Origin of the sequence: Thalassospira mesophila (assembly GCF_002115755.1) — a bacterium.
Taxonomy (GTDB): domain Bacteria; phylum Pseudomonadota; class Alphaproteobacteria; order Rhodospirillales; family Thalassospiraceae; genus Thalassospira; species Thalassospira mesophila.
The window spans coordinates 232,008-255,421 of record NZ_JFKA01000002.1 but is presented as its reverse complement, the minus strand read 5'-3'; the positions used below and the strand labels follow the sequence as shown (position 1 = coordinate 255,421).

Genomic DNA, 23,414 nt, shown 5'->3' with positions numbered 1-23,414 from the left:
ATGGGGACGGTTGGAAAATAAATCAACAACAGGTTGATAAAGAACATTTTTTTTGTAAAAATATGGATCATGGTTGTGAAAATTTGTAAATTTTGTCAAAAATAAGGAATGCACATGGCGCGGCAAGCCCCGATTGGTCACCGTATTCGTGGACGTCGCAAGGACATATCCATGACGCAAACCGCCCTTGCCAACGCGGCGGGCATTTCGGCATCTTACCTGAACCTGATCGAACATAACCGCCGCGCGATTGGCGGTGCCTTGCTGCTTCGCCTGGCCGAAGCCTTGCAAATTCATCCCTCTACCCTGTCGGGATCAGAGGAAAGCCGCGTTCTGGCCGATCTGGGCGAGCTGGCCGCCGACCCGGTTTTTGCCGACACCCCGCTGGATCGTAATGAATTTTCCAGTGTGATTTCGGCGGGGCCGGGCATGGTCAATGCGCTTTTGGCCCTGTACCGGGCCTATCGCAGCGCGCTTGACGATGTTGACATGATGTCCGAACGGCTAAGCCACGACCCGTATCTGACCGAAGCCAGCCATTCGATCCTGACACGCATTACATCAATCCGTACCGTTGCCGAAATTTTCGAACATTATGACGACCTGCCGCCAGTCCAGCGCGCCCGGTTCAATGCCACACTGGTGCGTGAATCTGAACGGCTGGCCGAATCTGCCACCGAAATTTTCAGCTTTCTTGAACGTGGTGCCGCTGGCAGGCCCGCGGCCAACCCGTCAGAAGAAGTTGATGACCTTCTATATGACAATGCCAACCATTTTCCGGTACTTGAAGATTGCGCCGAAACATTGCGCGCCGGAATTGACCGCTCTGGCGGGTTGTTCCTGACCGACCTGATCAATCATTTGCAATCGCGCCACAAGGTTACGGTGGAACGTTTGCGCCCCGAAGAATTGCCCGCAAACGGCCATGTGTGGGATGGCACGCACAAGAAATTGCAGTTTTCGCGCGCCCTGCCCATCACATCGGCGCGGTTTTTGGCCGCCCGGGCTGTTTGCCACCTTGAAGGCATTAACGCCGTGGAAACCATTTTAAACACATCACGCCTGACCAGCGACGCCGCACGGAACCGGGCAAAACAGGCGCTAATTTCCTATCTGGCGGCGGCAATTTTGTTTCCCTATGACAATTTCCGTGCCGAAGCCCGCGAACTGCGCCATGACATTGAAATGCTGCAACAACGCTTTGCTGGCAGTTGGGAGCAAATCTGCCATCGTCTTACAACCTTGCGCCGCCCCGGCGAGGAAGGCATACCGTTTCACTTCCTGCGCACCGATATCGCTGGTAATATCTCGAAACGGTTTTCCGCCTCCGGGTTGCAATTGCCGCGTTATGGCGGGGCCTGCCCCAGATGGGCCATTCACGAGGCCTATCTCACGCCCGAACGGGTGGTGCCGCAACTGGTGCAATTGCCTGATAACACCCAGTATCTGTTTGTTGCCCGGGCCGTGCGCATGGGCAGTGGCGGTTACCGGGTGCCGCAATCGGTGCATTCGGTCATGATCGGCTGTGATACGGCCTTTGCCCGCGACATTGTCTATGCCGATGGTGTGCCGATGGATGATGGACATGCCGCCGTACCGGTGGGGATCAGTTGCCGACAATGCCCGCGCGTTGATTGTTTGCAACGTGCACACGCCCCTGCCGACCCGGTGGCATAGACCGGGCGTAAATTTAAACTGGATTTCAGGGGTGGCGTGCCACACTCTAAAGTCGAATAAAATAAAAGACCGGAACACGTTAAGGTCCGTTTTATAAAAAACCAAAATCGGGGAGAACGTCGTGACCGAAAAACCAACGGTCCTGATCGCGGAGGACGAGGAAACAATTGTCGAATCCCTGGCCTTCCTAATGGAAAAGGAAGGCTTCACCGTTAGCATCGCCACCAATGGCCAAAGTGCCATCGACATGATCAGCCGGGACATCCCCGACATGATTTTGCTAGATGTGATGATGCCGGGACGAGACGGATTCGAAGTTGCCAGGTCCGTTCGCGAAAACGCCACCACAAAACACATACCCATCATGATGTTAACCGCGCGCACCCGCGAAATAGACCGCCGCAAAGGGCTGGAACTGGGCGTGAACGATTTTGTCACCAAACCGTTTTCCACCCGCGACGTGGTCGCCCGCGTCAAGGCATTGCTGGGCCGCGGCCCCTCTCCGCAAGGCTAAAGCGAAGGCAGGCCCGCCATGACCCCACCGGCAAAACTGACCGAACGTGCCCTTGTGCTGGCGCTGACTGCCTTTTTGGCGTGGGTGCCGCCGCTGGTGGGTATTTTTTCGCTTGATGGCACCATTTTTGGCCTGCCGGTCTTGTTTGTTTATTTCTTTGCTGGTTGGGCGGTTTTTATTGCCCTGTGCGCGTGGATCACCCGCAAACTGCGCCAAAGCGCGCAACCGGCGGAGGACATATAAGCAATGCTGTCGTCCGAAGTTGTCATCGCCGTATCGCTGATCTATGTCGGCCTGCTTTACAGCATTGCGTGGTGGGGGGATAAACGCGCGCGCGCCGGGCGGTCGTGGGTGCGCAATCCAACGGTTTATACATTATCAATCGCGGTTTATTGCACCAGTTGGACCTTTTATGGCGCAGTCGGCTCTGCCGCACGGAATGGGCTGGAATATCTGACCATCTATCTGGGGCCGACGATTATATTTCTGGGCTGGTGGTTTTTGCTGCGCAAAATGCTGCGTATTTCCAAGGCGCATCGCATAACGTCCATCGCCGATTTTATTTCATCGCGCTATGGCAAAAGCACCCAGCTTTCGATGCTGGTCACATTGATCGCGGTGATTGGCACAACACCCTATATTGCCCTGCAATTAAAGGCAGTTGCCACCAGCTATACCGTGCTGACCGTATGGGGAAGTTCGGTATCCGAACCGTTTGTTTCCACATCGCACATTTTTGCCGATAGCGGTTTTTGGGCCGCAACCGGGCTGGCCCTGTTTGGCATTTTATTTGGCACCCGGTTTATTGATGCCGACGAACATCACGAAGGCATGGTTGCCGCCATTGCCTTTGAAAGTCTGGTCAAGCTGTTTGCCTTGCTGGCTGTCGGCATATTTGTGTGCTTTTTCATGTTTTCCGGGCTGGGCGATTTGTTTCATCAGGCCGCCCTGGCCCCGCGCACAGCGGGCCTTTTGAAACTGCAACCCGAAAGCGGCACGCGCTGGTTTACCTTGATGGCCCTGTCGATGGCGGCGGTGTTAACCCTGCCGCGCCAGTTTCAGGTAATCGTGGTTGAAAACGTTGATGAACGCCACCTTGCCACCGCATCCTGGGCGTTTCCGGCCTATTTGCTGCTGATGAACCTGTTTGTTTTGCCTATTGCGCTGGCTGGTATGGGCTTGCTGCCCGACTGGGCCGACCCGGACTTTTTTGTGTTGTCCGTTCCCCTTTCGCAAGGGCAATCGTTTTTGGCGCTGATTGCCTATGTCGGCGGGTTATCGGCCAGTACCAGCATGGTGATTGTTGCCGCCATCGCGCTTTCAACCATGGTCTGCAACGATCTGGTTATTCCGGCCTTGTTGCGGTTACGCTGGTTACGCCTTACTGAGCGCGGCGATTTAACCGGGCTTTTGTTGTTCATTCGCCGGGCGTCAATCGTGCTGGTGGTGTTTATGGGCTATATCTATTACCGAACCGCCGGGGCGGGCGATGCCTTGGCCGAAATCGGCCTGATATCGTTTGCTGCCACCGCACAGTTTATCCCCATCATGATTGGCGGGCTGTTCTGGAAAGGTGGCACCAAAACCGGGGCGCTGGCCGGGCTTGTCGCCGGGTTTGCCATTTGGGCCTATACGCTTTTGCTGCCATCCTTTGCCGATTCCGGCTGGATTGACCCCAAACTGATCACCGATGGTGCCTTTGGCCACCCGTGGTTACGGCCCGAGGCCCTGTTCGGGCTGGATCATTTTGCCCCGCTAACCCACGCCCTGATCTGGTCAATGGCGCTCAATGCCGGGTGTTTTATTGTGGTTAGCCTGTTTACCAATCAGGGTGGGCTGGAACGCATACAGGCCACCCTGTTTGTTGATGCCTTTTCGCGCAAGGGGGGCGAAACCGTGATCTGGCGGTCGTCGGCCACAATCGATGATCTTTATGAACTGGTGGAACGGTTTTTAGGCCGCGAACGCGCCTATCATGCCTTTCGCGATTACGGCACATCGCGCCACACCGCATGGCGGGGCAAGGGCGAAGCCAATGCCGATATGGTCGCCTTTAGCGAACGGTTGCTGGCAGGCTCCATCGGGGCGGCATCGGCGCGCGTCATGGTGTCGTCTGTCGCCAAGGGCGAAATGGTCAGCCTTGATGAAGTGCTGGAAATTCTGGAAGAAACTTCGCACGTGATCGAGCATTCCCAGCGCCTTGAACAAAAATCGCGCGAGCTGGAACGGGCCGCAGCCGAATTGCGCGCGGCCAATGACCGGCTAAAGGAACTTGACCGGTTAAAGGACGAATTTCTAACCATGGTCAGCCACGAATTTCGCACGCCGTTAACGTCCATCCGGTCTTTTTCGGAAATTCTGGTCGATACACCGGACCTTGAAGCCAAACGTAGCGAACGGTTTTTAAATGTGATTGTGCGCGAAAGCGAACGCCTGACCCGCCTGATTGACGACCATCTCGACCTTGCCCGCCTGGAAGCCGGGCATTCGGACTGGCAACCCCGCGATGTTGACCCAAAGGCCGTTCTGCGCGAAACCGTTGATGCCCTTGAGGGGCTGTTTAACAGCCGCAAGGCCAAATTGCGGGTCGATATTGGCGGTGATACCGTGCATTTGTTTGTCGATCGTGACCGGCTGACACAGGTTTTTATCAACCTTTTGTCCAACGCTGCCAAATTCGCCAACCCTGACAAACCCGAAGTTTTTGTGCGTGGTGCCACCCACGAAGACGGTTATCTGGTGTCGATATCTGACAATGGTGCCGGCATTGCCGCCGACGAAGCCCAACTGATTTTTAATAAATTTGCCCGGGGCGGCAAATATCCCGGTGATAAACCGCGTCCGTCAGGCTCGGGCCTTGGTCTTGCCATTTCAAAACATGTGGTCGAACATTGCCATGGCCGCATCTGGGTCGATAGCAAACCCGGGCATGGCGCAACGTTTAATGTGTTTATTCCCGTCGATACGACAGTTGTAAAAACAGCCGTTAAAGCGAACCGGGCTTAGCTGATCCCGCCGTCGCCCGCCCGCCCCTGAAGCTGCTTGTGCAGGTAATCGATAAAAATGCGCACCTTGGCCGACACATTATGTCGTTCGGGGTACACCGCATAAATATCGGCATCGACATGGGCATATTGCGGCAATACCAGCCGCAATCGGTCGGCATGCACATGGCGGGCCACGTCCCATTCCGACCGCAGCATAATACCATGCCCGTCAAGCACCCATTTAAGGGCAATTTCGCCGTCATTGCTGCTTAATGTGCCATGTACGCGCACGGTTTCGGAATGCTGCCCGCGCTGAAATTTCCATAAATCATAACTGGCATTATCCTGGCGCAGGATAATGCAGTTATGCCCGGTCAGATCGGCCAGGGCTTTGGGCACGCCGTTGCGTTCGAGATAAGACGGGGCGGCGCATAAAAACCGGCGGTTATCTTGCAATTTGCGCGCCCGCAGGCGTGAATTGGGCAATCCGCCAAACCAGATGCCAATATCAAACCCTTCCTCGACCAGATTAATCGGCGCATCGCTTAGCACCAGTTGCACCTCGACCTCGGGGTATAAATGCGAAAATTCCGAAATCACCGGGGCCAGATGTTCGCGGCCAAACCCAAAGGTCGCATTAATGCGCAACAATCCTTTGGGGCTTTCGCGCGCGGTTGCCACGCGTTGCTCCAGCTCCTCGATATCACGCATGATTTTAATCGCGCTTTGAAAATAGGCCTCGCCTTCGCTGGTCAGGCTGATGCGGCGCGTGGTGCGGTTCATTAACCGCACGCCTAGCCGGTCTTCCAGTTTTGCCAGCCGCTTGCTCACCGCGGGCGGCGACAGGTTCAGCTCCAGTGCCGCTGCCGACAAATTACCCTTGCGCGCCACAAGCACAAAAAATCCGAGATCACTGTCCGACGACATTATTAACCCTGACGACATAATGAAATGCAAATTCAGAAATTATACTAAATCGATAATAAATCTACACTTCGATGGTCCGCTTTGCAGTTTAAAAGCCCCCACCGGCGTCCTACCGATCGGATTGTGCGGCGCGCAAAACGGACTGACGACAAATCCGACAACCGGGTATCGCCAATAATAACAATGCCTTCCCCGGTTTCGGCACCGACGCTGTCAATAAGGACAGGTCGTGTGGATGTTAACAAACGGGAGGAATACCAATGCGTAAGCTTGCGTTAGCAGCAGCCTTTGCCGCGACCCTGATCTCAGGCCCGGCCTTTGCCGAGTATCCGGAAAAAACGGTTAACCTGATTTTGCCGTTCAATGCCGGTGGTGAATCCGATGTGTCGGCACGCTTTCAGCAACCCTATTTTGAAAAAATCACCGGCCAGCAAATGGTCATTCAATATATGGCCGGTGCCGGTGGCGCGCAGGCCTGGTCTCAGTTAAATTCCATGGAAGGTGATGGCTATACCCTGATGGGCATCAACCTGCCGCACACGGTTTTGCAGCCGATGGAAAAAGATGTCGGCTATGAAACCGATGATCTGGTGGCTGTGAACTATTTTCACTACACCCCGAACGCCCTGTTCGTGCCCAAAGACAGCGAATTTCAAAACCTGCAACAGCTGATCGACTATGCCAAAGCCAACCCCGGCGTTGTCACCTTCAGTGGTTCGGGCTCGAATTCCGCCAACCAGATCGGCCAAACCCAGTTTGACGAACTTGCGGGCATTACCACCACCTATATTCCGTTCAGTGGCACCGGCCCGGCCGTGACCGCCATTTTGGGCAGCCAGGTTACCGCTGGTTTTAACTATGTCACATCGGGTGTGAATAACGGCGATGGCATGCGGATGCTGGCTGTTGCGTCCGAAGAACGGGTCAAGGCATTCCCCGATGTTCCGACCTTCAAGGAACTGGGATTTGATCTTGTCGGCGGGGCGTATCGCGGCATTGCCGTGCCCAAATCGACCCCGGAAGATGTGCGTAAAAAACTTTCCGATATCATCAGCAAAATTAACCAAAACCCGGAATTCATCAAAAAGATGGAAGATGCCGGTTTTGTTCTGACCAATGTTCCCTATGGCAAAATGGCTGATTTTGTCGCGCAAAAGAAAAAAGAATACCGCGCGATTGGCGAAAAACTCGGCATCGCCAACCGCTAAAAACAAGAAACGGGATCAGGGAGGTTTATCACCATGGAATTGCTTGGCTATTTGTTAAGCGCGCTAACGCCGCTCAATATTCTTATGGCGCTAGGGGGCGTTATTCTGGGCACTGTCATCGGGGCATTGCCGGGTTTATCTGCCACCATGGCGGTGGCCGTTCTGGTCCCGTTTACTTTTACAATGGATCCAGCCACCGGCCTGATTGCCCTGGGGGCAATCTATACCGGGGCCATTTATGGCGGGGCCTTTGCCGCCATTCTGGTCAATACACCGGGCACCCCGTCGGCGATTGCCACAACCTTTGACGGGTTCCCGATGGCCAAACGTGGCGATGGCAGCCTCGCAGTAACACTGGCAACGCTATCTTCTGTCTTTGGCGGTCTTGTCGGGGGTGTGTTTTTGCTGCTGCTGTCGCCACCGCTGGCCAAAATTGCGCTGGCCTTTGGCCCGCCCGAATATTTCTGGCTCGCCATGTTTGGCCTTACCCTTATTTCCGCCCTCTCGGTCGGTAATACCCTTAAGGGCCTTATGGGGGGGTGTTTTGGCCTGATGCTGGCAATGGTTGGCGTCGCGGTTGTTGGCGGTGATTTACGCTTTACTATGAACAGCCAAATCCTGTTAGGCGGCTTTGATATTGTTTCCGCCCTGATCGGCCTTTACTGCATTCCCGTCTTGATCGATCTGGTTGCCACCCGCGACCCGCATTTACAGGTTGAAACCGGCAATCGCGGCATTCGTCTGGCCGAGGCATTTGGCATTGCCTGGAACAGCAAGTTTAACGTGATCCGCAGTGCCATTTTAGGCACCGTCATTGGCGTTCTGCCCGGGGCGGGTGGCTCGGTGGCCGGGCTGGTTTCCTATTCCGAGGCGCGCCGGTCCTCCAAACATCCCGAACGGTTTGGCAAGGGCGAACCCGATGGCGTGATCGCCACCGAAACCGCCAATAACGCCACCGTCGGCGGTGGTTTTATTCCCACACTGGTGTTGGGTATTCCCGGCACCCCGCCCGATGCCATCATTTTAGGCGCGCTTTTGGTGCAGGGCATTAAAATCGGGCCAACGCTTTTCACCCAGCAGGGCGAAATTGTTTACACCTTCATTTTCGGGTTGCTGATTGCCACGGTTTTAATGTTGCCTGCCGGTTTGCTGATCGGGCGTTATGCCTATAAATCCATCGCGTCGATCCCCAAAACCATGCTGGTGCCGACCATTGCGTTCCTGACCATCATTGGCAGCTTTGCCATTCACAGCAACATCCATGATGTGCAAATGATGTTTGGGCTGGGCATTGCAGGCTGGATCTTGAACCGTTGCGGTTTTGCCCCGTCCCCCATCGTTTTGGGGCTGGTTCTGGGCCAAATTGCCGAACAGGGCTTTGTGCAATCCTATTTGATTGGCAATGCGCGCGGCGATATTCTGGGCATGTTTTTTGCCCGCCCGATTAGCCTTGGCATTGTCGCACTGGCTGCCTTTACCCTGCTTTACCCGGTTTATGCCCATCGCAAAAAGAACCGCGACCTGGCAAAACAGGCCGCCGAAAACCCCGGCATCGACATTATCAGCGATGCCCAGGCATCCGCCACCATTCCCAAAACCGGCTTGCTAAGCCAGCCGCGCGATATGGCCGGGACTATCGTTGCCCTGATATTGATCGTGATTTGTGCCTGGGCGCTTAGCCAAACCCCGGCCATGACGCCAATGGGGTCGGTATTTCCCACCACCATTGCCTCGGTATTGCTTGTTTTTGCCGCTATTTTCGTTGGCATCAATATCCTGCGCAAAAGCGGCTCTGGCACCGTGGATCCTGCCCGCGATACCGAGTCAACCCCGCGGCGGATTGGCCTTGTGGTTGCCATGGGTGTGTGGATTGCCGCCATTCCGTTTATCGGCTTTCTGGCCGCGGGCATCCTGGCGTTTTTCGCGCTGATCGCGATCTCCAACTATGACGGCCTACCGGCCAAATCCATCGTCCTTCACGTGCTGTCAGGGTGCGTCATTGTCAGTGCAATGTATTTCCTGATGGCCGAAATCCTGCTGATCCGTATGCCACAAGGAACTTTGTTCTAGGCACCAGCAGACCGTAAAAAACCGAAACACAGCAAACACAAGAGACTGAACATGAAGAATTATCGTATCGCTGCCATCCCCGGCGACGGGATTGGCAAAGAGGTTATTGCGGCCGGGATCGAGGTTTTAACCACCCTGGCCAAGCGCGATGGCAAGTTTGGCGTATCGTTCGATCATTTTGACTGGGGGTCGGATTATTACAAACAGCATGGCATCATGATGCCTGCCGATGGCCGCAGCCAGATCGCCAATCACGATGCGATTTATTTTGGCGCTGTTGGTGCCCCCGATGTGCCCGACCATGTCACATTATGGGGCCTGCGCCTGGCGATTTGCCAACCGTTTGACCAATATGCCAATGTGCGCCCGACCCGCATTTTACCCGGCATTCAAAGCCCGCTTCGCAATGTCAAACAGGGCGATCTGGACTGGGTGATCGTGCGTGAAAATTCCGAAGGCGAATATGCCGGTCAGGGCGGGCGTTCGCACGTTGGCCTGCCCGAAGAAGTCGCAACCGAGGTGTCGATTTTCACCCGCGCCGGTGTCACCCGCATTATGAAATTTGCCTTCGATCTGGCGCAATCGCGCCCGCGCAAGAAACTGACCGTGGTGACCAAATCCAACGCGCAACGCAACGGCATGGTGATGTGGGACGAAATTGCCGCCGAGGTCGCCCGCGATTACCCCGATGTCGAATGCGATAAAATGCTGGTCGATGCCATGACCATGCGCATGACCTTAAAACCCGAAACGCTTGACACCATTGTTGCCACCAACCTGCACGCCGATATTTTATCCGATCTGGCGGCCGCATTGGCCGGGTCGCTCGGCATTGCCCCCACCGCCAACCTGAATCCGGAACGCAAGTTTCCGTCCATGTTTGAACCCATTCATGGATCGGCGTTTGATATTACCGGCAAAGGCATTGCCAACCCCGTCGCCACGTTCTGGAGTGCGGTGATGATGTTGGAACATCTGGGCGAACAGGCCGCCGCCGACCGCTTGATGCGCGCAGTTGAACGTGTAACCGCAAACCCGGATTTGCACAGCCCCGATCTGGGCGGCAAGGCCACCACGCGCGAAGTGACCGACGCCGTTATTGCCGCCATCATGGGCGATAACAGCTAACCGCTTTTAAGCCGGTTCCGCACATAAAATCCGCCAAAACCGCAGGCAGAATATCGATGACACCGCCTTTTGACTTTTCTGAAAAAACAACCGGTTACGACCTGTCATCACCCGATGACATTCGTCACTTTCTGGACGTTTTGTTTCGAACGGCCATCAAGGCGGCCGACCCGGTATTTTGCCTGCCTCCGCACCTGCCAACACCCTCCGTAAATGGCAAAACCGTCGTCATCGGGGCGGGCAAGGCCGCTGCGGCAATGGCAAGCGCGCTTGAGCAACATTGGGGCAACGATGTCGATTTATCCGGCGTGGTTGTGACGCGCTATGGGCACGAAGTTCCGACCCGTAAAATTCGCGTTATGTCGGCATCACACCCAGTGCCCGATGCTGCCGGAATTGCCGCCACCCGTGAAATTTGCAATGCGGTGCAAAACCTGTCCGCCGATGACCTTGTTATTTGCCTGATATCGGGCGGCGGATCAGCCCTTCTGGTCGATCCGATTGCGCCGATTACCCTTGATGAAAAGCAGGCCTTAAACCGCGATTTGTTAAAATCCGGTGCCAGCATTTCGGAAATGAATTGCGTAAGACGACATATCTCGCAAGTCAAAGGTGGCAAACTGGCCGCCCTTTGCCATCCCGCAACGGTCATGATGTATGCCATTTCCGATGTGCCGGGTGATGATTTCCTGGATATCGCCTCCGGCCCGACCAACGCCGACCCCACCACCTGCGGTGATGCACTGGCAATTTTGCAGCACTACAATATTAATGCCGCCCCCGCGATTTTAACCGTCTTGCGCAACGGAATTGGTGAAACCATTAAACCCGGCGATGCCCGTTTGCACAACGTCACCAGCCACATGGTCGCCACCCCGCAAATGGCACTGGAAGCGGCGGCAAAGCTATGCGCCGATCATGGTATTGCGGCCCATATTCTGGGCGACAGCATCGAAGGCGAAGCCCGCGATGTTGCCGGTGTGATGGCCGGTATCGCCCGCCAGGTGCAAAAATATGGCCAGCCTTTTCAAGCGCCCTGCATCCTGCTATCGGGGGGTGAAACAACCGTTACCATCCGGGGCACGGGGCGCGGTGGGCGCAATGTGGAATTTTTAATGGCACTGGCAAACACCCTTAACGGGCAATCCGGCATTTATGCCATTGCTGGCGATACCGACGGCATTGATGGCATCGAAGAAATTGCCGGTGCCATGATCACGCCCGACACCATCGCGCGTGCCCGTCAGAAAAACATCAACATCAAAGACCAGTTGGCCGACAATAACGGCCACGGCTTTTTTGAAAAACTGGGCGATCACATTATCACCGGGCCGACGCTGACCAATGTGAATGACTTTCGCGCCATTCTGGTTATGGACCCAACAGCATTATAATCACCCTCTATACCCCGTCACCCCGATCAAACGACGCAGGAAAGACCACCATGTCGAACAAAACCCATAAAATCGCAGTCATCCCCGGCGACGGGATTGGCAAGGAAGTCGCCCCCGAAGGGGTTCGTGTTCTAAAAGCCACGGCAAAGGCGTTTAATATCGACCTTCATTTCGATGATTTCGATTTTTCCAGCTGCGACTATTACGCCAAACACGGCCAGATGATGCCCGACGACTGGAAAGACCAGGTTGGCAACCATGATGCCATTTTTTACGGTGCCGTTGGGTGGCCTGCCACCGTGCCGGACCACATTTCATTGTGGGGATCACTCATTAAGTTTCGCCGCGACTTTGACCAATATGTCAGCCTGCGCCCGGCGCGGTTGATGCCCGGTGTGCCTTCTCCGCTGGCAGGCCGTAAACCCGGCGATATTGATTTTTATGTGGTGCGCGAAAATACCGAAGGCGAATATTCCTCCATCGGCGGCAAGATGTTCCCCGGTACCGACCGCGAAGTGGTGATGCAGGAAACCGTCATGACCCGCACCGGGGTTGACCGTATTTTGAAATATGCGTTCGATCTGGCGCAAAAACGCCCGCGCAAACGCCTGACCTCGGCCACCAAATCCAACGGCATTTCCATTACCATGCCCTATTGGGATGAACGGGTGATCGAAATGGCGAAAAATTATCCTGACATCACTTGGGATAAATACCATATCGACATTCTGACCGCCCATTTTGTGCTCAACCCGGACCGGTTCGACGTGGTTGTTGCCTCTAACCTGTTTGGCGATATCCTGTCCGACCTTGGCCCGGCCTGTACCGGCACCATCGGCATTGCGCCCTCGGGCAATATCAACCCCGAAGGTAAATTCCCCTCCCTGTTCGAGCCGGTCCATGGATCGGCCCCCGATATTGCCGGGCAAGGCATTGCCAACCCGATTGGTCAGATTTGGGCCGGGGCGATGATGCTGGATCATCTGGGGTATTCCGACGCCCACGACGCCATTTTGCGGGCGATTGAAAGTGTGCTGGTCGATGAAAATCTGCGCACCCGCGATCTTGGCGGCAAGGCCGACACCGTCACATGTGGCAAAGCCATTGCCAATGCAGTTTCGGCATAATCCCGGCCAAACCGGCAAGGCATAGAACATCCCGGCCCGGTCACATCGCAGATGGTATTCTGCTGTGCGCCGGGCCGGGCATGGTCAAACTGCAAGCGCCAATACCTGCAGCATTTCAGGAACTGCCCTGTTTTGTCACCAACTGCCAAAAAGCCTCGATCATCGGGCTTTGGCGGCTGGCCGGGCGAAACAGCCGGATTTCAATGGGAATAATCAAATCCTCCGCGCCGAAGGGCACCAGTTGCCCCGTGCTAACATCGCTTTGTGCGACCGTTTCAGGCAGCCACGCCACCCCGGCCCCGGACCGCGCCATGGATTGCAACGTAGCCGCCAGATGCGATGTAAAACTTTCACGCAATGCAAAGGATGGTGCCGTTTCAGCCCAACTGGCCCGCATAATGCGCCCCAGGCCCGATTCCCGACGATAGGCCAGCCAAGGCACATCCCCCGCCGAAATCGCCGATTTTTGGTCAAATTCCGGCGCACACAGCGGTATCAGGCGGTCTGTACCAATTACCACGCTTTTAAACTGCCCGGCAGGCAGGTTGCTTTGCATTTGACCCTGAAAATGGGCCAGCAAAAATTGCGCATCGCCACGCTGCATCACCTGTTCACAGGCCTGCATACTGTCCGATATCAGGTTAAGGGTGCCCAGCGGCATTAACCGCCCCATTTCCTGCATCCAGCCCGGAAAAAAGGTAAAGGACAGCGCATGGGTGGCGGCAAAGCCGATAATGGCCTGTTTTTGCCCGGCGACCTCGCAGGTTTCCCGGCGCAATTGCAAAATCGACCGGGTAAGTGATTCTGCCTGATTGCGAAAATGCAGCCCCGCCGGGGTTAGCGCAACATCGTGCGTAGTGCGCTCAAACAGCGGCGTACCGACCCAGCTTTCAAGCGCGCGGATCCGGCGGCTAAAGGCGGGCTGGGTAATATTGCGCGCCTGTGCCGCCTTTGAAAAATTAAGGCTTTCTGCCAGCGCAATGTAATCTTCAAACCAGCGCAGTTCCATTTGGTAATGCCGTTTTTGTATAACCAAACACCAGATTGGCATTAGCCGCACGCGCCTTGCAAGCCCTAATATCCCCCCATCAAACAGGATTAACCGCCAAAACAGGGCCATTTGTTATGCGTATTCTTGATGTTGTCGAAATCACCAAACCCATTTCCTCCCCCATCCGTAATGCCTATATCGATTTTTCCAAAATGACGGCCAGTCTGGTTGCTGTTGTGACCGATGTGGAACGCAATGGCCGCCGTGTTGTCGGCTATGGCTTTAATTCCAACGGTCGTTATGGGCAGGGTGGCTTGATCCGCGAACGGTTTCGCGATCGCATTTTGCAGGCCGACGATAACAGCCTGCTTAACGATGCGGGTGATAATCTGGACCCGCATAAAATCTGGTCGGCGATGATGCAAAACGAAAAGCCCGGCGGGCACGGCGAACGCTCGGTCGCGGTGGGCACCATTGATATGGCGGTGTGGGACGCGGTGGCGAAAATTGCCGACAAACCCCTGTTTCGCCTGCTGGCCGAGCAAAACGGTGTTGAAGCCGACCCGCGCGTGTTTGTTTATGCCGCCGGTGGCTATTATTACCCCGGCAAGGATCTGGGCGCGCTTCGCAATGAAATGCGCGGCTACCTTAATCGCGGCTACACTGTTGTTAAAATGAAAATCGGTGGTGCCGATATTGATGAAGACCAACGCCGGATTGAAGCAGTGCTGGAAGAAATTGGCGATCAGGCCCAATTGGCGGTCGATGCCAATGGCCGGTTCGACCTTGAAACCGGCATCGCCTATGCCAAAATGCTGCGCCAATACCCGCTATTCTGGTACGAGGAAATTGGCGATCCGCTCGATTATCAGCTTCAGGCGGCAATGGCCGAATTTTACCCCGGCGCCATGGCCACCGGCGAAAACCTGTTTTCGCATCAGGATGCGCGCAATTTGCTGCGTCATGGTGGCATGCGGCCCGACCGCGACTGGCTGCAATTTGATTGTGCGCTTTCTTATGGCCTTGTCGAATATTTGCGTACGCTTGATGTTATCAAACAGGCGGGCTGGTCGCCCAAACGCTGCATCCCGCATGGCGGACACCAGATGTCGCTAAACATTGCCGCGGGCCTTGGGCTGGGTGGTAACGAAAGCTATCCCGACCTGTTCCAGCCCTATGGCGGCTTCCCCGATAGCGTAAAGGTCGAAAACGGTCACATCACCATGCCCGAGCTGACCGGCATCGGTTTTGAAGGCAAATCCGATTTGATCAGCGTTATGCGCGCGTTGGCCCAATAATATCGCGGACAATCTGGCAAGGCGGCACTAACCCGCCCGCAAAAACAAAAGGAAGGTGCGCCAGGCGGACCTTCCTTTTGATATTTCTGTGCTACGCGACGAAAGATAATGCCTAACGCGCCAAAACCTCGGCGGCGGCACGGGTGTCGAAAACCGACTGCGACACATGCTCAACCGTTTGCCGGATATCGTCTATATTGCGCGAGAAACTTTCGATGGCAAAATTCATCGTCCGCATATTTTCGGAAACATCAGTGGTAATGCTGGTCTGGCGTCCCAGCGCGTCCGAGGTCACCCCCACGGCATCGCGCACCGTTTCAACCGAAGCTCGAATGGTCTGCAACGCCCCGACAACCTCGGAGGTAATTTGCTGAATGCCCTGAATTTCACCGGAAATCTGGCCTGTCGCCCGCGCGGCCTGATTGGCAAGATTTTTAACCTCGTTGGCAACCACGGCAAAACCTTTACCTGCGTCACCAGCACGGGCGGCTTCAATCGTCGCATTTAGCGCCAGCAAATTAATTTGCCCGGCAATATCTTGAATAACCTCGACAATACCGGTCATGGCTTCCACCACCTTGGCCATACGCTGGGTCGATTCGTCGGCCAAAACGGTTTCCTGAACCATTTTTTCGGTGGTGCTTTGCGATTCCATCATGTTGCGGGAAATCTCGGAAATAGAGACGCTCATTTGCTCGGTGCCGGTCGTAACAGTCTGAACACTGGAAACCGTATCGGACGACGCCTCGACCGCCTGCTGGGCCGTTTGTTGCAAATCGGCAATTGCGGCTTCAATATTGGAAAAGTTATTGTCGATCATGGATTTAAGTTCGACAAGCAAATTGACCTGGGGTGTAATATCGGTGGCAAATTTAACCACCTTGTAAACCTCGCCCGCCGCATTAAAAATCGGGTTATAGGATGCCTCGATCCAGACCGACTTGCCACCTTTTGCCAACCGGTGAAACTGGGCTGCTTCAAACTTACCGGCATTAAGCGACCGCCAGAACGACCGATACGCCTCGCTGTTTTTTTCCTCGGCCGTTACAAACATGCTGTGATGTTTGCCAATAATTTCATCGGCACGATACCCCATGACGGCAAGGAAATTTTCGTTGGCCGAAATCACTGTTCCATCAAGATTAAACTGGATAACCGCCTGCGATTTCTGCAGAGCATTCAACATGCTTTGCATTTCGGCCCGTTCTTCACGCTTTACTGTCACATCATAGGCAAACTTGACCACTTTGATCGGGTGGCCGTTGCTGTCAAATACCGGGTTATAAGACGCCTCAAGCCAGATGTTTTTGCCACCCTTGCCAACACGCTGAAAAGCGGATGCCTGAAATTCACCCTTTGCCAGCTTTTGCCAGAACGCGCGATATTCGGCACTTTGACCATAGCTTTGGGTCACAAACATTCTGTGATGTTTGCCGATAATTTCGTCGGCGCGGTACCCCGTCACTTTCAGAAAGTTTTCGTTGGCCTGCAATATTTTGCCATCAAGATCAAATTCAATAACAGCAGCCGATTTATCAAGCGACAGGATAACCTGCTGGTATTCCCGCGCTTTGCGCGACGTGATTTTCCCAAACCCGAACAAGGAATAAACTCCGTAAAACGTGCCTGACAAAAAAGTCGAGCATCCAGTGTAATTGCGCTTTCCCGATATTTAGTACCAGCCGGTCAATTGACCAAAGCGGCAAGTTCGGGACGCAAAAAAGAAAACCAGCCACCCCAAAAGGAATGCATGGCAAGAAAACAGAACACGATCAGCCACAACTTTGTTGGCAGGGCGCGCATCTGACTTTTCGAAAACAACTGTAAAAGAACCGAACCCTGTAACGACATCCCCAAACGAGGACCCGGAACAGAATTGCGGCTAAAGACCTACCCCAAAGGTATATTTTTATACCTGAAAATCAACGCTTAACCCGTATTTTTGTATAGGTTCCAAATATTGAAGTTAAATGAATTATTTCAATAACTTGCTTTAAAACCAAGCCGTGCGCCCCCTCAATACGTCCCCAAAGGTAGAAATGTTGAAATCTCCCCCTGCACCCATCTCGCAAGACAGCCCTCTGGCAACCCATTCTGCGCCCCTTGCAATGCCGCCTTCAGCTGAACATGTGGCACCATCTGCGCCATACCGGCTTTTCCCTTTATCGCGCGGCTCTGTACGGGCAGGATTACGCTTTGGATTGCCAAGGGGAGAACCTCACCTGCAAGACGCCCGAAATGCGCATGAAATACCGCTACGCACCGTTCTGAAACGGTGCGAAATACATAGGCTGGGCTATTCTGCGAAGGGAGCCAAATTAACATGCTCATAAAGGGCATAGAACGGGCCATGGCCGTTTTGATCAAAACAACCCCTTAATACTTATACCCCTGATTTACTCCTGAATTTCCCCGGAGCACCGCAGGAATCCAGGGACCAAAACCTTAATTCCACCATACTCGGAGGGCTTTCGGCACCATTTTCGCCTGCTTTTCAAACGAGCAAAACTGAAAAACCCGGAATTTTGAACTAATTGGCGGTTGTTCTTTCTCTACCCCAAAACAACACTATACATAGATATATGCTTCCTGAACCGGCATTCCAAACCATCGCCAACAAACATCAATCCTGTAATATCCAACGCAAAGTGGTAATACCAAAAATTGAAAATTAAAATAAATTTCAACCCAATATATCAACAATTCCAGGAATGACAGTGCGCCATATCCGGGGTTTCGCGGTCAATTCACAAGGAAAACCGGTCGAATTGTTATGTCGCCAGGATTATTGGGGTCCCTTTCTTTTTCGATAAATTTGTTCGTTCGCAGGCGAATTTAAAATTGCGCACCAAACAACGCTTTCAATCAAAAATAAAAAAACCAATTTAACATCATCGCGGTTTTGCATATTATGAAACTGTTTTCTGGCAAAACATATTGCCCTTCGGAAGAATAGGCACTATGTAAGGCGAAGAAATTATTCCACTCAGGAGAAAATTATGGATAAAATCGATATTTCGAAATTAAGTTATAAAGAGCTTCGCGATTTGATGGAGCATGCCGAAGAAGAAGTTGAAAGCCGCAAAGAACAAGCGATCAGTGATCTTCGTGCCGAGTTTAACCAAAAGCTTAACGACGCCGGATTTTCCATCCGCGAACTTTATCCTGAAGTTTTTAAACTGACCTCGGGCTCTGCTGCTGCGCCGACCAAAAACAAACAGTCGTCGCCGCCCAAATACCGCAACCCCGATAACCTTGAAGAAACCTGGACCGGCCGTGGCCGTGTTATTGGCTGGGTTCTCAAGCTGGCTGAGGAAAAAGGGACCACGGTTGACGCCGTCAAAAATGATCCGGCTTACCTGAACCCGGAACATCCCAATTATAAAATCCACCTCGCCGATCTCGACAAATAAGAAAGAAGGCTCCCGAACGGGGGCCTTTTTTTTCACTTTATCCCACCCTGACCGGCCTTGATGCCTGAATACAGGCCTTAATACATGCCCGCCGTGAACCCGCGAAAATGCGCCCGTGCAAACAAACGGGTAAACAACCAGACAAGCAACCGGGCTTTAGCCAAGCGTCACCAGACCAAAAGGCCGACCCTGTAAAATCGCGGCGATCAAAAAACCAAACCGGAAAGATTGTATTTCTCCGCCCATGCGTGCGGACATGGCGGAATAATCGCGCAGTGTTGAAAACCCGTCGTCACGGGGTGTTGTGCCGGGCGCAGAAGCAAGTTTGGCATGACGGATACCACGCCCCCGGACAATCGCAATATGTCAGGGCGGACCGGGTAAAATGCGGGAAAAAAACCCGGGCTTGAAAAGCAAAAAACCCAACCATTACAGGTCGGGTTTAAGATCGATGGTGCCCCCGGGGAGAATCGAACTCCCACTCACAAAGTGAAACAGATTTTGAGTCTGCCGCGTCTACCAATTCCGCCACAGGGGCAGCAAGGCGCTATATGCGCCGTCCATCGTGGGGGCGGATAATAGCGAGAAATTTGCGCGGGTCAATGGGGGTTTTCTTAAAAAAATCATGTAAATCACGTTTGTGTCAGAAAGCATTGCAGCAAGGCGGCAAATGGAGTTACATCGCATCTCGTTTCAGCAATTTACTGGCCGGTTTGCGGCCCCGAAATCAAAGGTCGCAACTGGTGCTTCGCAAACTCTATGACTGGACCCTGAGCCTGGCTTCTCATCGCCATGCTGCTATTGCCCTTTTTGTCATTGCCTTTGCTGAAAGCTCGTTTTTCCCGCTTCCACCCGATATTTTACTTATTCCAATGATCCTGGCCGCCCGCAACAAAGCGTGGCGCTTTGCTGCCATCTGCATGGTCGGCTCGGTTCTGGGCGGCATGGCAGGCTATGCCATCGGCCATTTCCTGTTTGACAGCGTTGGACGCCCGGTTTTGGACTTTTACGGCTACAGCGCCAAATTTGACCAGTTCCGCGACTATTACAATCAGTGGGGCGCCTGGGCGGTGTTTATCGCTGGCGTCACCCCGTTCCCCTACAAGGTCATCACCATTCTGTCCGGTGTCACCGGGCTGGACCCGGTTGTTTTTTCAATTGCGTCGGTTCTGGCGCGCGGCGTGCGCTTTTTCCTGATCGCGGCCCTGATCTGGAAATTCGGGCCGCCCATTCGCGATTTTATTGAAAAACGGCTGGGCCTTGTCTTTAGTATTTTCATAATTGGGTTGGTCGGGGGGTTTGTCGCGATCAAATATCTGATCTGACATCAACTTACCCACCCCGCGTCATGGAGGGAGCCTCATGGGATCCTCATATTCTCGCCGTCGCAGACCGTCAGCGACACCTGGACTGTTTATCTTTCTGGTGTCTGCCGGCAGCCTTGGCTTTGCGTTCTACGCCCAGTATATCCAGAAACTTCTGCCGTGCCTGCTGTGCCTGTATCAACGCGTCCCTTATTATAGTGTACTTGGCCTGGCCCTGGTGTCGCTGCTGTTTTTGCGCCAGCCCGGCATCTCGCGCGGGCTGATCTATCTGTGCGCCCTGGCCTTTGCCATTGGTGCCGGCATTGCGTTTTACCATGTCGGGGTACAGGAACTGTGGTGGGATGGCCCGGAAATGTGTGGCGGCCTGCAAAGCGGCGCCAGCAATGTTGCCGACCTCAAGGCGCAACTGTTAGCCCAACCGATTGTCCGGTGCGACAAGGTCGAATGGAAGCTGTTTGGCATTACCATGCCAACGGTCAATATGTATTTTTCAGCCGCGATGGCGATTTTCTGCCTGATGGCCCCAACCAGCAAGATGATGCGCACCCATAACTGATCGATCACGATCCGTCAGTTTCGTGCCGCAAAAATCAAAGCCGACGCCTTTTATCAGGTGTCGGCTTTTTGCATGTCGGCAAGCCCGGAATTTGCGCAGTGAAAGCACCGCGCCATCAACGTCGCCAACACCCCCGTCAAATCGGGTCAGGATAACGCACCACCCGACTTCCGAGACGACGGACAGGGCTTCTTTGGGCCCGCCACCCCAGAGGGCAGGCGGTGATCGCTTCGGCCCGCAAGAGCTAGAGCATGTTTCGTCAAAAGTCGTAATCGAGTTCGGTATCCCAGTATAAAAAATCCCGCCAACTTTCATGAAGATAATTTGGCGGGAAAGATCGTCCGATAGCCAGCAATTGCTGCATCGTGGGCTGATCGGGCCGCCGGCGCAAATGCAACCCGGCCTCTTTCACCGATCGGCTTCCCTTGTGCAAATTACAATTGCCACATGCCGCAACAATATTGGTCCAGTTCGTGCGACCGCCCCGACAGCGCGGCACCACATGATCGAACGTCAAATTATTAACCGGCAACCGGTCGCCACAATACTGACAGCTGAAACGGTCGCGTAAAAAAACATTAAAACGCGTAAAGGCAGGTGTGCTTTTGATTGGCACATATTCTTTTAACGAAATCACACTGGGTAATTTCATTTTAAAGGAAGGCGAACGTACCTCGCGGTCATATTCCGACAGAACATTAACCCGATCGAGGAACACCGCCTTTAACGTATCCTGCCAGGACCACAAAGACAGCGGGAAGTAGCTTAACGGGCGAAAATCCGCGTTAAGAACAAGGGCTGGACACGTATTGGGCGATAGAAACATTTCATCCGCTCCGCCGTGTTTACAGAGTCGTACCGCCTGTCTAGCATCTTCGTCACACGGGGCTTGTTAACATCCTGTGACGTTTTACATCCGGGTGGTAACGCACGCATAAATCACTGATTGAGAAAAGTATAAACGATTTTCCCAAAAGCGCAAAATTGCAAATGAACCGAGTCGCCGCACCGCAGCGATGAAACCTGCACCCGGCTTACCCCCGCAAAACAGCCCGCCAGAACGCAAAACAACCGGAACACACGGTTCCGGCTGTTGGCGGCCTTTCGGCAAAATATCAAAAGCAAAAGGCCCGTCAAAAACGGGCCTTTGTACTTTAACAAACAAAATTGCCTTAGGCAGCTTTTGCTTCAGCAGCTTTAACGATCTGACGTTTGACCTTAAGCAGGCTGGCGTCCAGCTTGGTATTCGCTGTGCCAATCAGATATGCATCCAGGCCACCACGTTTTTCGATGGTGCGGATTGCATTGGTCGTCAAACGCATACGGACCGAACGGCCGAGCGATTCGCTCAGCAGCGAGGTCTGCTGCAAATTCGGAAGAAAACGACGTTTGGTGCGATTGTGGGCGTGGCTCACATTCATGCCGACCAAAACGCCTTTGCCGGATACCGGGCAGCGACGTGCCATGACCTGATCTCCTGGTCTAAAAATTCGCAAAAGGACGCTTGGCCTGAACATGCAGGCCCGCGCTTGGAGCCGGGTTAATACTGCCTCAAACCAATGCCGTCAAGCCCGTTCCATGCATTTCATCAATAATCGCACCGGAAAAATTCGTTTCCCGCCCAGATTGCCGTTTTTAGCCATTTCCATCGCAATCTTGCCCAATCTACAGGTGAAATTCGCCCGTTTTCGGCCAATAAACCAGACGTATTTTTGAACGTTTCCGGCCTTGATCCCGCTTTTTACCCGGCATCCACACGGGATTCGCACCAGACCGATGATGTGAGTCGCCCCGAAATATCGCCAGAACCCGAAGAACGCTTTTAACAACAACACCGGGCAAAGCACCGTCACCATGTGGGACAGTGCTTATATATAGTGTTCGCCCGCCCCGTGCAGGCACCTGGTATCAGCATCGCATCAGCATTTTTATTGCAAAATTGAAATCGCCCCCCGGACCATGGCGACATTGATCCTTGTCAAAACAGGTTTTGGCCGCCGGTGTTATGGTGCAGCAGATTTTACGGAGCCCGCCCGTGACGGGCCCGCGCTTGGGGAGCAATGCGTAAATGAAAACCGATTCCAAAGTTGCCTTGCCGTTAATCGGCATTCTGCTGGTCGCCGTTATTGGTCTGGTGCTGTATCTGACCGGTTTCGTCTTGGCTGCCCTTGGCATTTCCATTGCCTCGGCATGGATCTATGTCGCGCTGGCGCTGGTTCCGGTTGCCTTTCTGGTGCTGCTCGATTTCAGCCGCTAGGCCTTCGACTTTATCGTGATAACACCAAAACAGCCTGCCGAACGCTCGGCAGGCTGTTTTGTTTGTGGTTACCGGTTTTGGGCACCATACCACCCCAATCGGGGTGCAAACATTAGGATACAGACAAAAACAGCGCCCCGATTTAATCCACAATCAGGCCTTCGGCCCGCATGGCGGCCAATACCGATGGGCGGGCCCGCATGCGATCAGAATAATCGCCAATATGGGGCCAGCGAAAAATATTCAGCCCCGATATTCCGGCCCAATTAATGGCGACAAACAAATAGGCATCGGCAACGCTAAACTCCCGGCCCAGCAAATATTTGCGGCCGTCGGAAAAAAGCGTTTCAAACTTTTCAAATTGCACACTCAGCTTGGCAAAGGCAGCGTCGCGCTGGTCCTTATCAACGTTTTTTTGATGCAAGGAGGCAAACTGAACATGCATGTCGCGTTCAATTTCAACCAGCATCGCATCCATTGCAGTCCGGCGGGCCGAACCGGGCTCGGGCGAAATTCCACTTTCCCAAAAACAATCTGCCAAA

Annotated in this window: 21 protein-coding genes and 1 tRNA gene; 14 read left to right on the top strand and 8 right to left on the bottom strand. The window is 53.8% G+C overall.

Annotation, left to right across the window (positions count from 1 at the left end):
• Positions 1 to 114: 114 nt before the first annotated feature.
• The 4 genes from TMES_RS05560 to TMES_RS05545 all read left to right on the top strand — a co-directional run bounded on the left by TMES_RS05560 (position 115) and on the right by TMES_RS05545 (position 5,197).
• The gene (locus TMES_RS05560; protein WP_085580332.1) at positions 115 to 1,677 is read left to right on the top strand and encodes a helix-turn-helix domain-containing protein; all 1,563 of its coding nucleotides are present in this window, start codon (positions 115 to 117) and stop codon (positions 1,675 to 1,677) included.
• Between the two features lie 121 nt (positions 1,678 to 1,798).
• Positions 1,799 to 2,191, top strand: a complete 393-nt coding sequence (locus tag TMES_RS05555; RefSeq protein ID WP_245835226.1) for a response regulator transcription factor — start codon at positions 1,799 to 1,801, stop codon at positions 2,189 to 2,191.
• 18 nt (positions 2,192 to 2,209) lie between these two features.
• Positions 2,210 to 2,434 carry a hypothetical protein gene (locus TMES_RS05550; protein ID WP_085580331.1) on the top strand — a complete coding sequence of 75 codons (225 nt, stop codon included), beginning with the start codon at positions 2,210 to 2,212 and terminating at the stop codon, positions 2,432 to 2,434.
• 3 nt (positions 2,435 to 2,437) lie between these two features.
• Positions 2,438 to 5,197 (top strand): sensor histidine kinase, encoded by a 2,760-nt coding sequence (locus TMES_RS05545; RefSeq protein ID WP_085580329.1) that lies wholly within the window; start codon positions 2,438 to 2,440, stop codon positions 5,195 to 5,197.
• Here the strand turns inward: TMES_RS05545 and TMES_RS05540 are convergent.
• The gene (locus TMES_RS05540) at positions 5,194 to 6,105 is read right to left on the bottom strand and encodes a LysR family transcriptional regulator (protein ID WP_085580327.1); all 912 of its coding nucleotides are present in this window, start codon (positions 6,103 to 6,105) and stop codon (positions 5,194 to 5,196) included. The genes TMES_RS05545 and TMES_RS05540 overlap by 4 nt on opposite strands.
• 260 nt (positions 6,106 to 6,365) lie before the next feature.
• On the opposite strand from TMES_RS05540, the gene TMES_RS05535 reads away from it, so the two are divergent.
• Genes TMES_RS05535 through TMES_RS05515 form a run of 5 tightly spaced genes read left to right on the top strand, consistent with a single transcriptional unit; the run spans position 6,366 to position 13,032 of the window.
• Positions 6,366 to 7,313 carry a tripartite tricarboxylate transporter substrate binding protein gene (locus TMES_RS05535; RefSeq protein WP_085580326.1) on the top strand — a complete coding sequence of 316 codons (948 nt, stop codon included), beginning with the start codon at positions 6,366 to 6,368 and terminating at the stop codon, positions 7,311 to 7,313.
• Between the two features lie 33 nt (positions 7,314 to 7,346).
• The gene (locus tag TMES_RS05530) at positions 7,347 to 9,383 is read left to right on the top strand and encodes a tripartite tricarboxylate transporter permease (protein WP_085580324.1); all 2,037 of its coding nucleotides are present in this window, start codon (positions 7,347 to 7,349) and stop codon (positions 9,381 to 9,383) included.
• A gap of 51 nt (positions 9,384 to 9,434) precedes the next feature.
• A complete protein-coding gene (locus tag TMES_RS05525; protein ID WP_085580322.1) occupies positions 9,435 to 10,511 on the top strand; it encodes a tartrate dehydrogenase in 1,077 nt (358 codons plus the stop codon).
• 56 nt (positions 10,512 to 10,567) lie between these two features.
• A complete protein-coding gene (locus TMES_RS05520; protein ID WP_143589549.1) occupies positions 10,568 to 11,905 on the top strand; it encodes a glycerate kinase type-2 family protein in 1,338 nt (445 codons plus the stop codon).
• Between the two features lie 50 nt (positions 11,906 to 11,955).
• Positions 11,956 to 13,032 (top strand): tartrate dehydrogenase, encoded by a 1,077-nt coding sequence (locus TMES_RS05515; protein WP_085580320.1) that lies wholly within the window; start codon positions 11,956 to 11,958, stop codon positions 13,030 to 13,032.
• Positions 13,033 to 13,147: 115 nt separating this feature from the next.
• On the opposite strand, the gene TMES_RS05510 is transcribed toward TMES_RS05515, so the two are convergent.
• Positions 13,148 to 14,041 (bottom strand): LysR substrate-binding domain-containing protein, encoded by an 894-nt coding sequence (locus TMES_RS05510; RefSeq protein ID WP_085580318.1) that lies wholly within the window; start codon positions 14,039 to 14,041, stop codon positions 13,148 to 13,150.
• A gap of 116 nt (positions 14,042 to 14,157) precedes the next feature.
• On the opposite strand from TMES_RS05510, the gene TMES_RS05505 reads away from it, so the two are divergent.
• The gene (locus TMES_RS05505; RefSeq protein WP_085580316.1) at positions 14,158 to 15,321 is read left to right on the top strand and encodes a mandelate racemase/muconate lactonizing enzyme family protein; all 1,164 of its coding nucleotides are present in this window, start codon (positions 14,158 to 14,160) and stop codon (positions 15,319 to 15,321) included.
• Positions 15,322 to 15,433: 112 nt separating this feature from the next.
• Here the strand turns inward: TMES_RS05505 and TMES_RS05500 are convergent, their stop codons facing one another.
• Positions 15,434 to 16,924 carry a methyl-accepting chemotaxis protein gene (locus TMES_RS05500; RefSeq protein WP_085580314.1) on the bottom strand — a complete coding sequence of 497 codons (1,491 nt, stop codon included), beginning with the start codon at positions 16,922 to 16,924 and terminating at the stop codon, positions 15,434 to 15,436.
• A gap of 1,396 nt (positions 16,925 to 18,320) precedes the next feature.
• On the opposite strand from TMES_RS05500, the gene TMES_RS05490 reads away from it, so the two are divergent.
• The gene (locus tag TMES_RS05490) at positions 18,321 to 18,734 is read left to right on the top strand and encodes an H-NS histone family protein (RefSeq protein ID WP_085580310.1); all 414 of its coding nucleotides are present in this window, start codon (positions 18,321 to 18,323) and stop codon (positions 18,732 to 18,734) included.
• Between the two features lie 452 nt (positions 18,735 to 19,186).
• Here the strand turns inward: TMES_RS05490 and TMES_RS05485 are convergent.
• Positions 19,187 to 19,272 (bottom strand) — tRNA-Leu (locus TMES_RS05485).
• Positions 19,273 to 19,477: 205 nt separating this feature from the next.
• Here TMES_RS05485 and TMES_RS05480 point away from each other — a divergent pair.
• Positions 19,478 to 20,059 (top strand): YqaA family protein, encoded by a 582-nt coding sequence (locus TMES_RS05480; RefSeq protein ID WP_085581185.1) that lies wholly within the window; start codon positions 19,478 to 19,480, stop codon positions 20,057 to 20,059.
• Positions 20,060 to 20,096: 37 nt separating this feature from the next.
• Positions 20,097 to 20,615 carry a disulfide bond formation protein B gene (locus tag TMES_RS05475; RefSeq protein ID WP_085580308.1) on the top strand — a complete coding sequence of 173 codons (519 nt, stop codon included), beginning with the start codon at positions 20,097 to 20,099 and terminating at the stop codon, positions 20,613 to 20,615.
• Between the two features lie 259 nt (positions 20,616 to 20,874).
• On the opposite strand, the gene TMES_RS05470 is transcribed toward TMES_RS05475, so the two are convergent.
• The 3 genes from TMES_RS05470 to TMES_RS05455 all read right to left on the bottom strand — a co-directional run bounded on the left by TMES_RS05470 (position 20,875) and on the right by TMES_RS05455 (position 22,471).
• Positions 20,875 to 21,441, bottom strand: coding sequence for an HNH endonuclease (locus TMES_RS05470; protein ID WP_085580306.1), 567 nt, complete (start codon positions 21,439 to 21,441; stop codon positions 20,875 to 20,877).
• Positions 21,442 to 21,787: 346 nt separating this feature from the next.
• The gene (gene rpmB / locus TMES_RS05460; RefSeq protein ID WP_085580302.1) at positions 21,788 to 22,081 is read right to left on the bottom strand and encodes a 50S ribosomal protein L28; all 294 of its coding nucleotides are present in this window, start codon (positions 22,079 to 22,081) and stop codon (positions 21,788 to 21,790) included.
• Positions 22,082 to 22,180: 99 nt separating this feature from the next.
• On the bottom strand, positions 22,181 to 22,471 hold the full coding sequence (locus TMES_RS05455; protein ID WP_085580300.1) for a hypothetical protein: 291 nt from the start codon (positions 22,469 to 22,471) through the stop codon (positions 22,181 to 22,183).
• Positions 22,472 to 22,683: 212 nt separating this feature from the next.
• On the opposite strand from TMES_RS05455, the gene TMES_RS05450 reads away from it, so the two are divergent.
• Positions 22,684 to 22,872, top strand: coding sequence for a hypothetical protein (locus TMES_RS05450; protein WP_085580298.1), 189 nt, complete (start codon positions 22,684 to 22,686; stop codon positions 22,870 to 22,872).
• 142 nt (positions 22,873 to 23,014) lie between these two features.
• On the opposite strand, the gene TMES_RS05445 is transcribed toward TMES_RS05450, so the two are convergent.
• Positions 23,015 to 23,413, bottom strand: coding sequence for a glutathione binding-like protein (locus tag TMES_RS05445; protein WP_245835224.1), 399 nt, complete (start codon positions 23,411 to 23,413; stop codon positions 23,015 to 23,017).
• Position 23,414 lies beyond the last annotated feature (1 nt).

Excerpts from the sequence above, each read along its gene's own strand:
- TMES_RS05560 (WP_085580332.1), top strand. The coding sequence starts at position 115 with ATGGCGCGGCAAGCCCCGATTGGTCACCGTATTCGTGGACGTCGCAAG.
- TMES_RS05550 (WP_085580331.1), top strand. The coding sequence starts at position 2,210 with ATGACCCCACCGGCAAAACTGACCGAACGTGCCCTTGTGCTGGCGCTG.
- TMES_RS05545 (WP_085580329.1), top strand. The coding sequence starts at position 2,438 with ATGCTGTCGTCCGAAGTTGTCATCGCCGTATCGCTGATCTATGTCGGC.
- TMES_RS05540 (WP_085580327.1), bottom strand. The coding sequence starts at position 6,105 with ATGTCGTCGGACAGTGATCTCGGATTTTTTGTGCTTGTGGCGCGCAAG.
- TMES_RS05535 (WP_085580326.1), top strand. The coding sequence starts at position 6,366 with ATGCGTAAGCTTGCGTTAGCAGCAGCCTTTGCCGCGACCCTGATCTCA.
- TMES_RS05530 (WP_085580324.1), top strand. The coding sequence starts at position 7,347 with ATGGAATTGCTTGGCTATTTGTTAAGCGCGCTAACGCCGCTCAATATT.
- TMES_RS05525 (WP_085580322.1), top strand. The coding sequence starts at position 9,435 with ATGAAGAATTATCGTATCGCTGCCATCCCCGGCGACGGGATTGGCAAA.
- TMES_RS05520 (WP_143589549.1), top strand. The coding sequence starts at position 10,568 with ATGACACCGCCTTTTGACTTTTCTGAAAAAACAACCGGTTACGACCTG.
- TMES_RS05515 (WP_085580320.1), top strand. The coding sequence starts at position 11,956 with ATGTCGAACAAAACCCATAAAATCGCAGTCATCCCCGGCGACGGGATT.
- TMES_RS05510 (WP_085580318.1), bottom strand. The coding sequence starts at position 14,041 with ATGGAACTGCGCTGGTTTGAAGATTACATTGCGCTGGCAGAAAGCCTT.
- TMES_RS05505 (WP_085580316.1), top strand. The coding sequence starts at position 14,158 with ATGCGTATTCTTGATGTTGTCGAAATCACCAAACCCATTTCCTCCCCC.
- TMES_RS05490 (WP_085580310.1), top strand. The coding sequence starts at position 18,321 with ATGGATAAAATCGATATTTCGAAATTAAGTTATAAAGAGCTTCGCGAT.
- TMES_RS05475 (WP_085580308.1), top strand. The coding sequence starts at position 20,097 with ATGGGATCCTCATATTCTCGCCGTCGCAGACCGTCAGCGACACCTGGA.
- TMES_RS05470 (WP_085580306.1), bottom strand. The coding sequence starts at position 21,441 with ATGTTTCTATCGCCCAATACGTGTCCAGCCCTTGTTCTTAACGCGGAT.
- rpmB (WP_085580302.1), bottom strand. The coding sequence starts at position 22,081 with ATGGCACGTCGCTGCCCGGTATCCGGCAAAGGCGTTTTGGTCGGCATG.
- TMES_RS05455 (WP_085580300.1), bottom strand. The coding sequence starts at position 22,471 with ATGGTGACGGTGCTTTGCCCGGTGTTGTTGTTAAAAGCGTTCTTCGGG.
- TMES_RS05450 (WP_085580298.1), top strand. The coding sequence starts at position 22,684 with ATGAAAACCGATTCCAAAGTTGCCTTGCCGTTAATCGGCATTCTGCTG.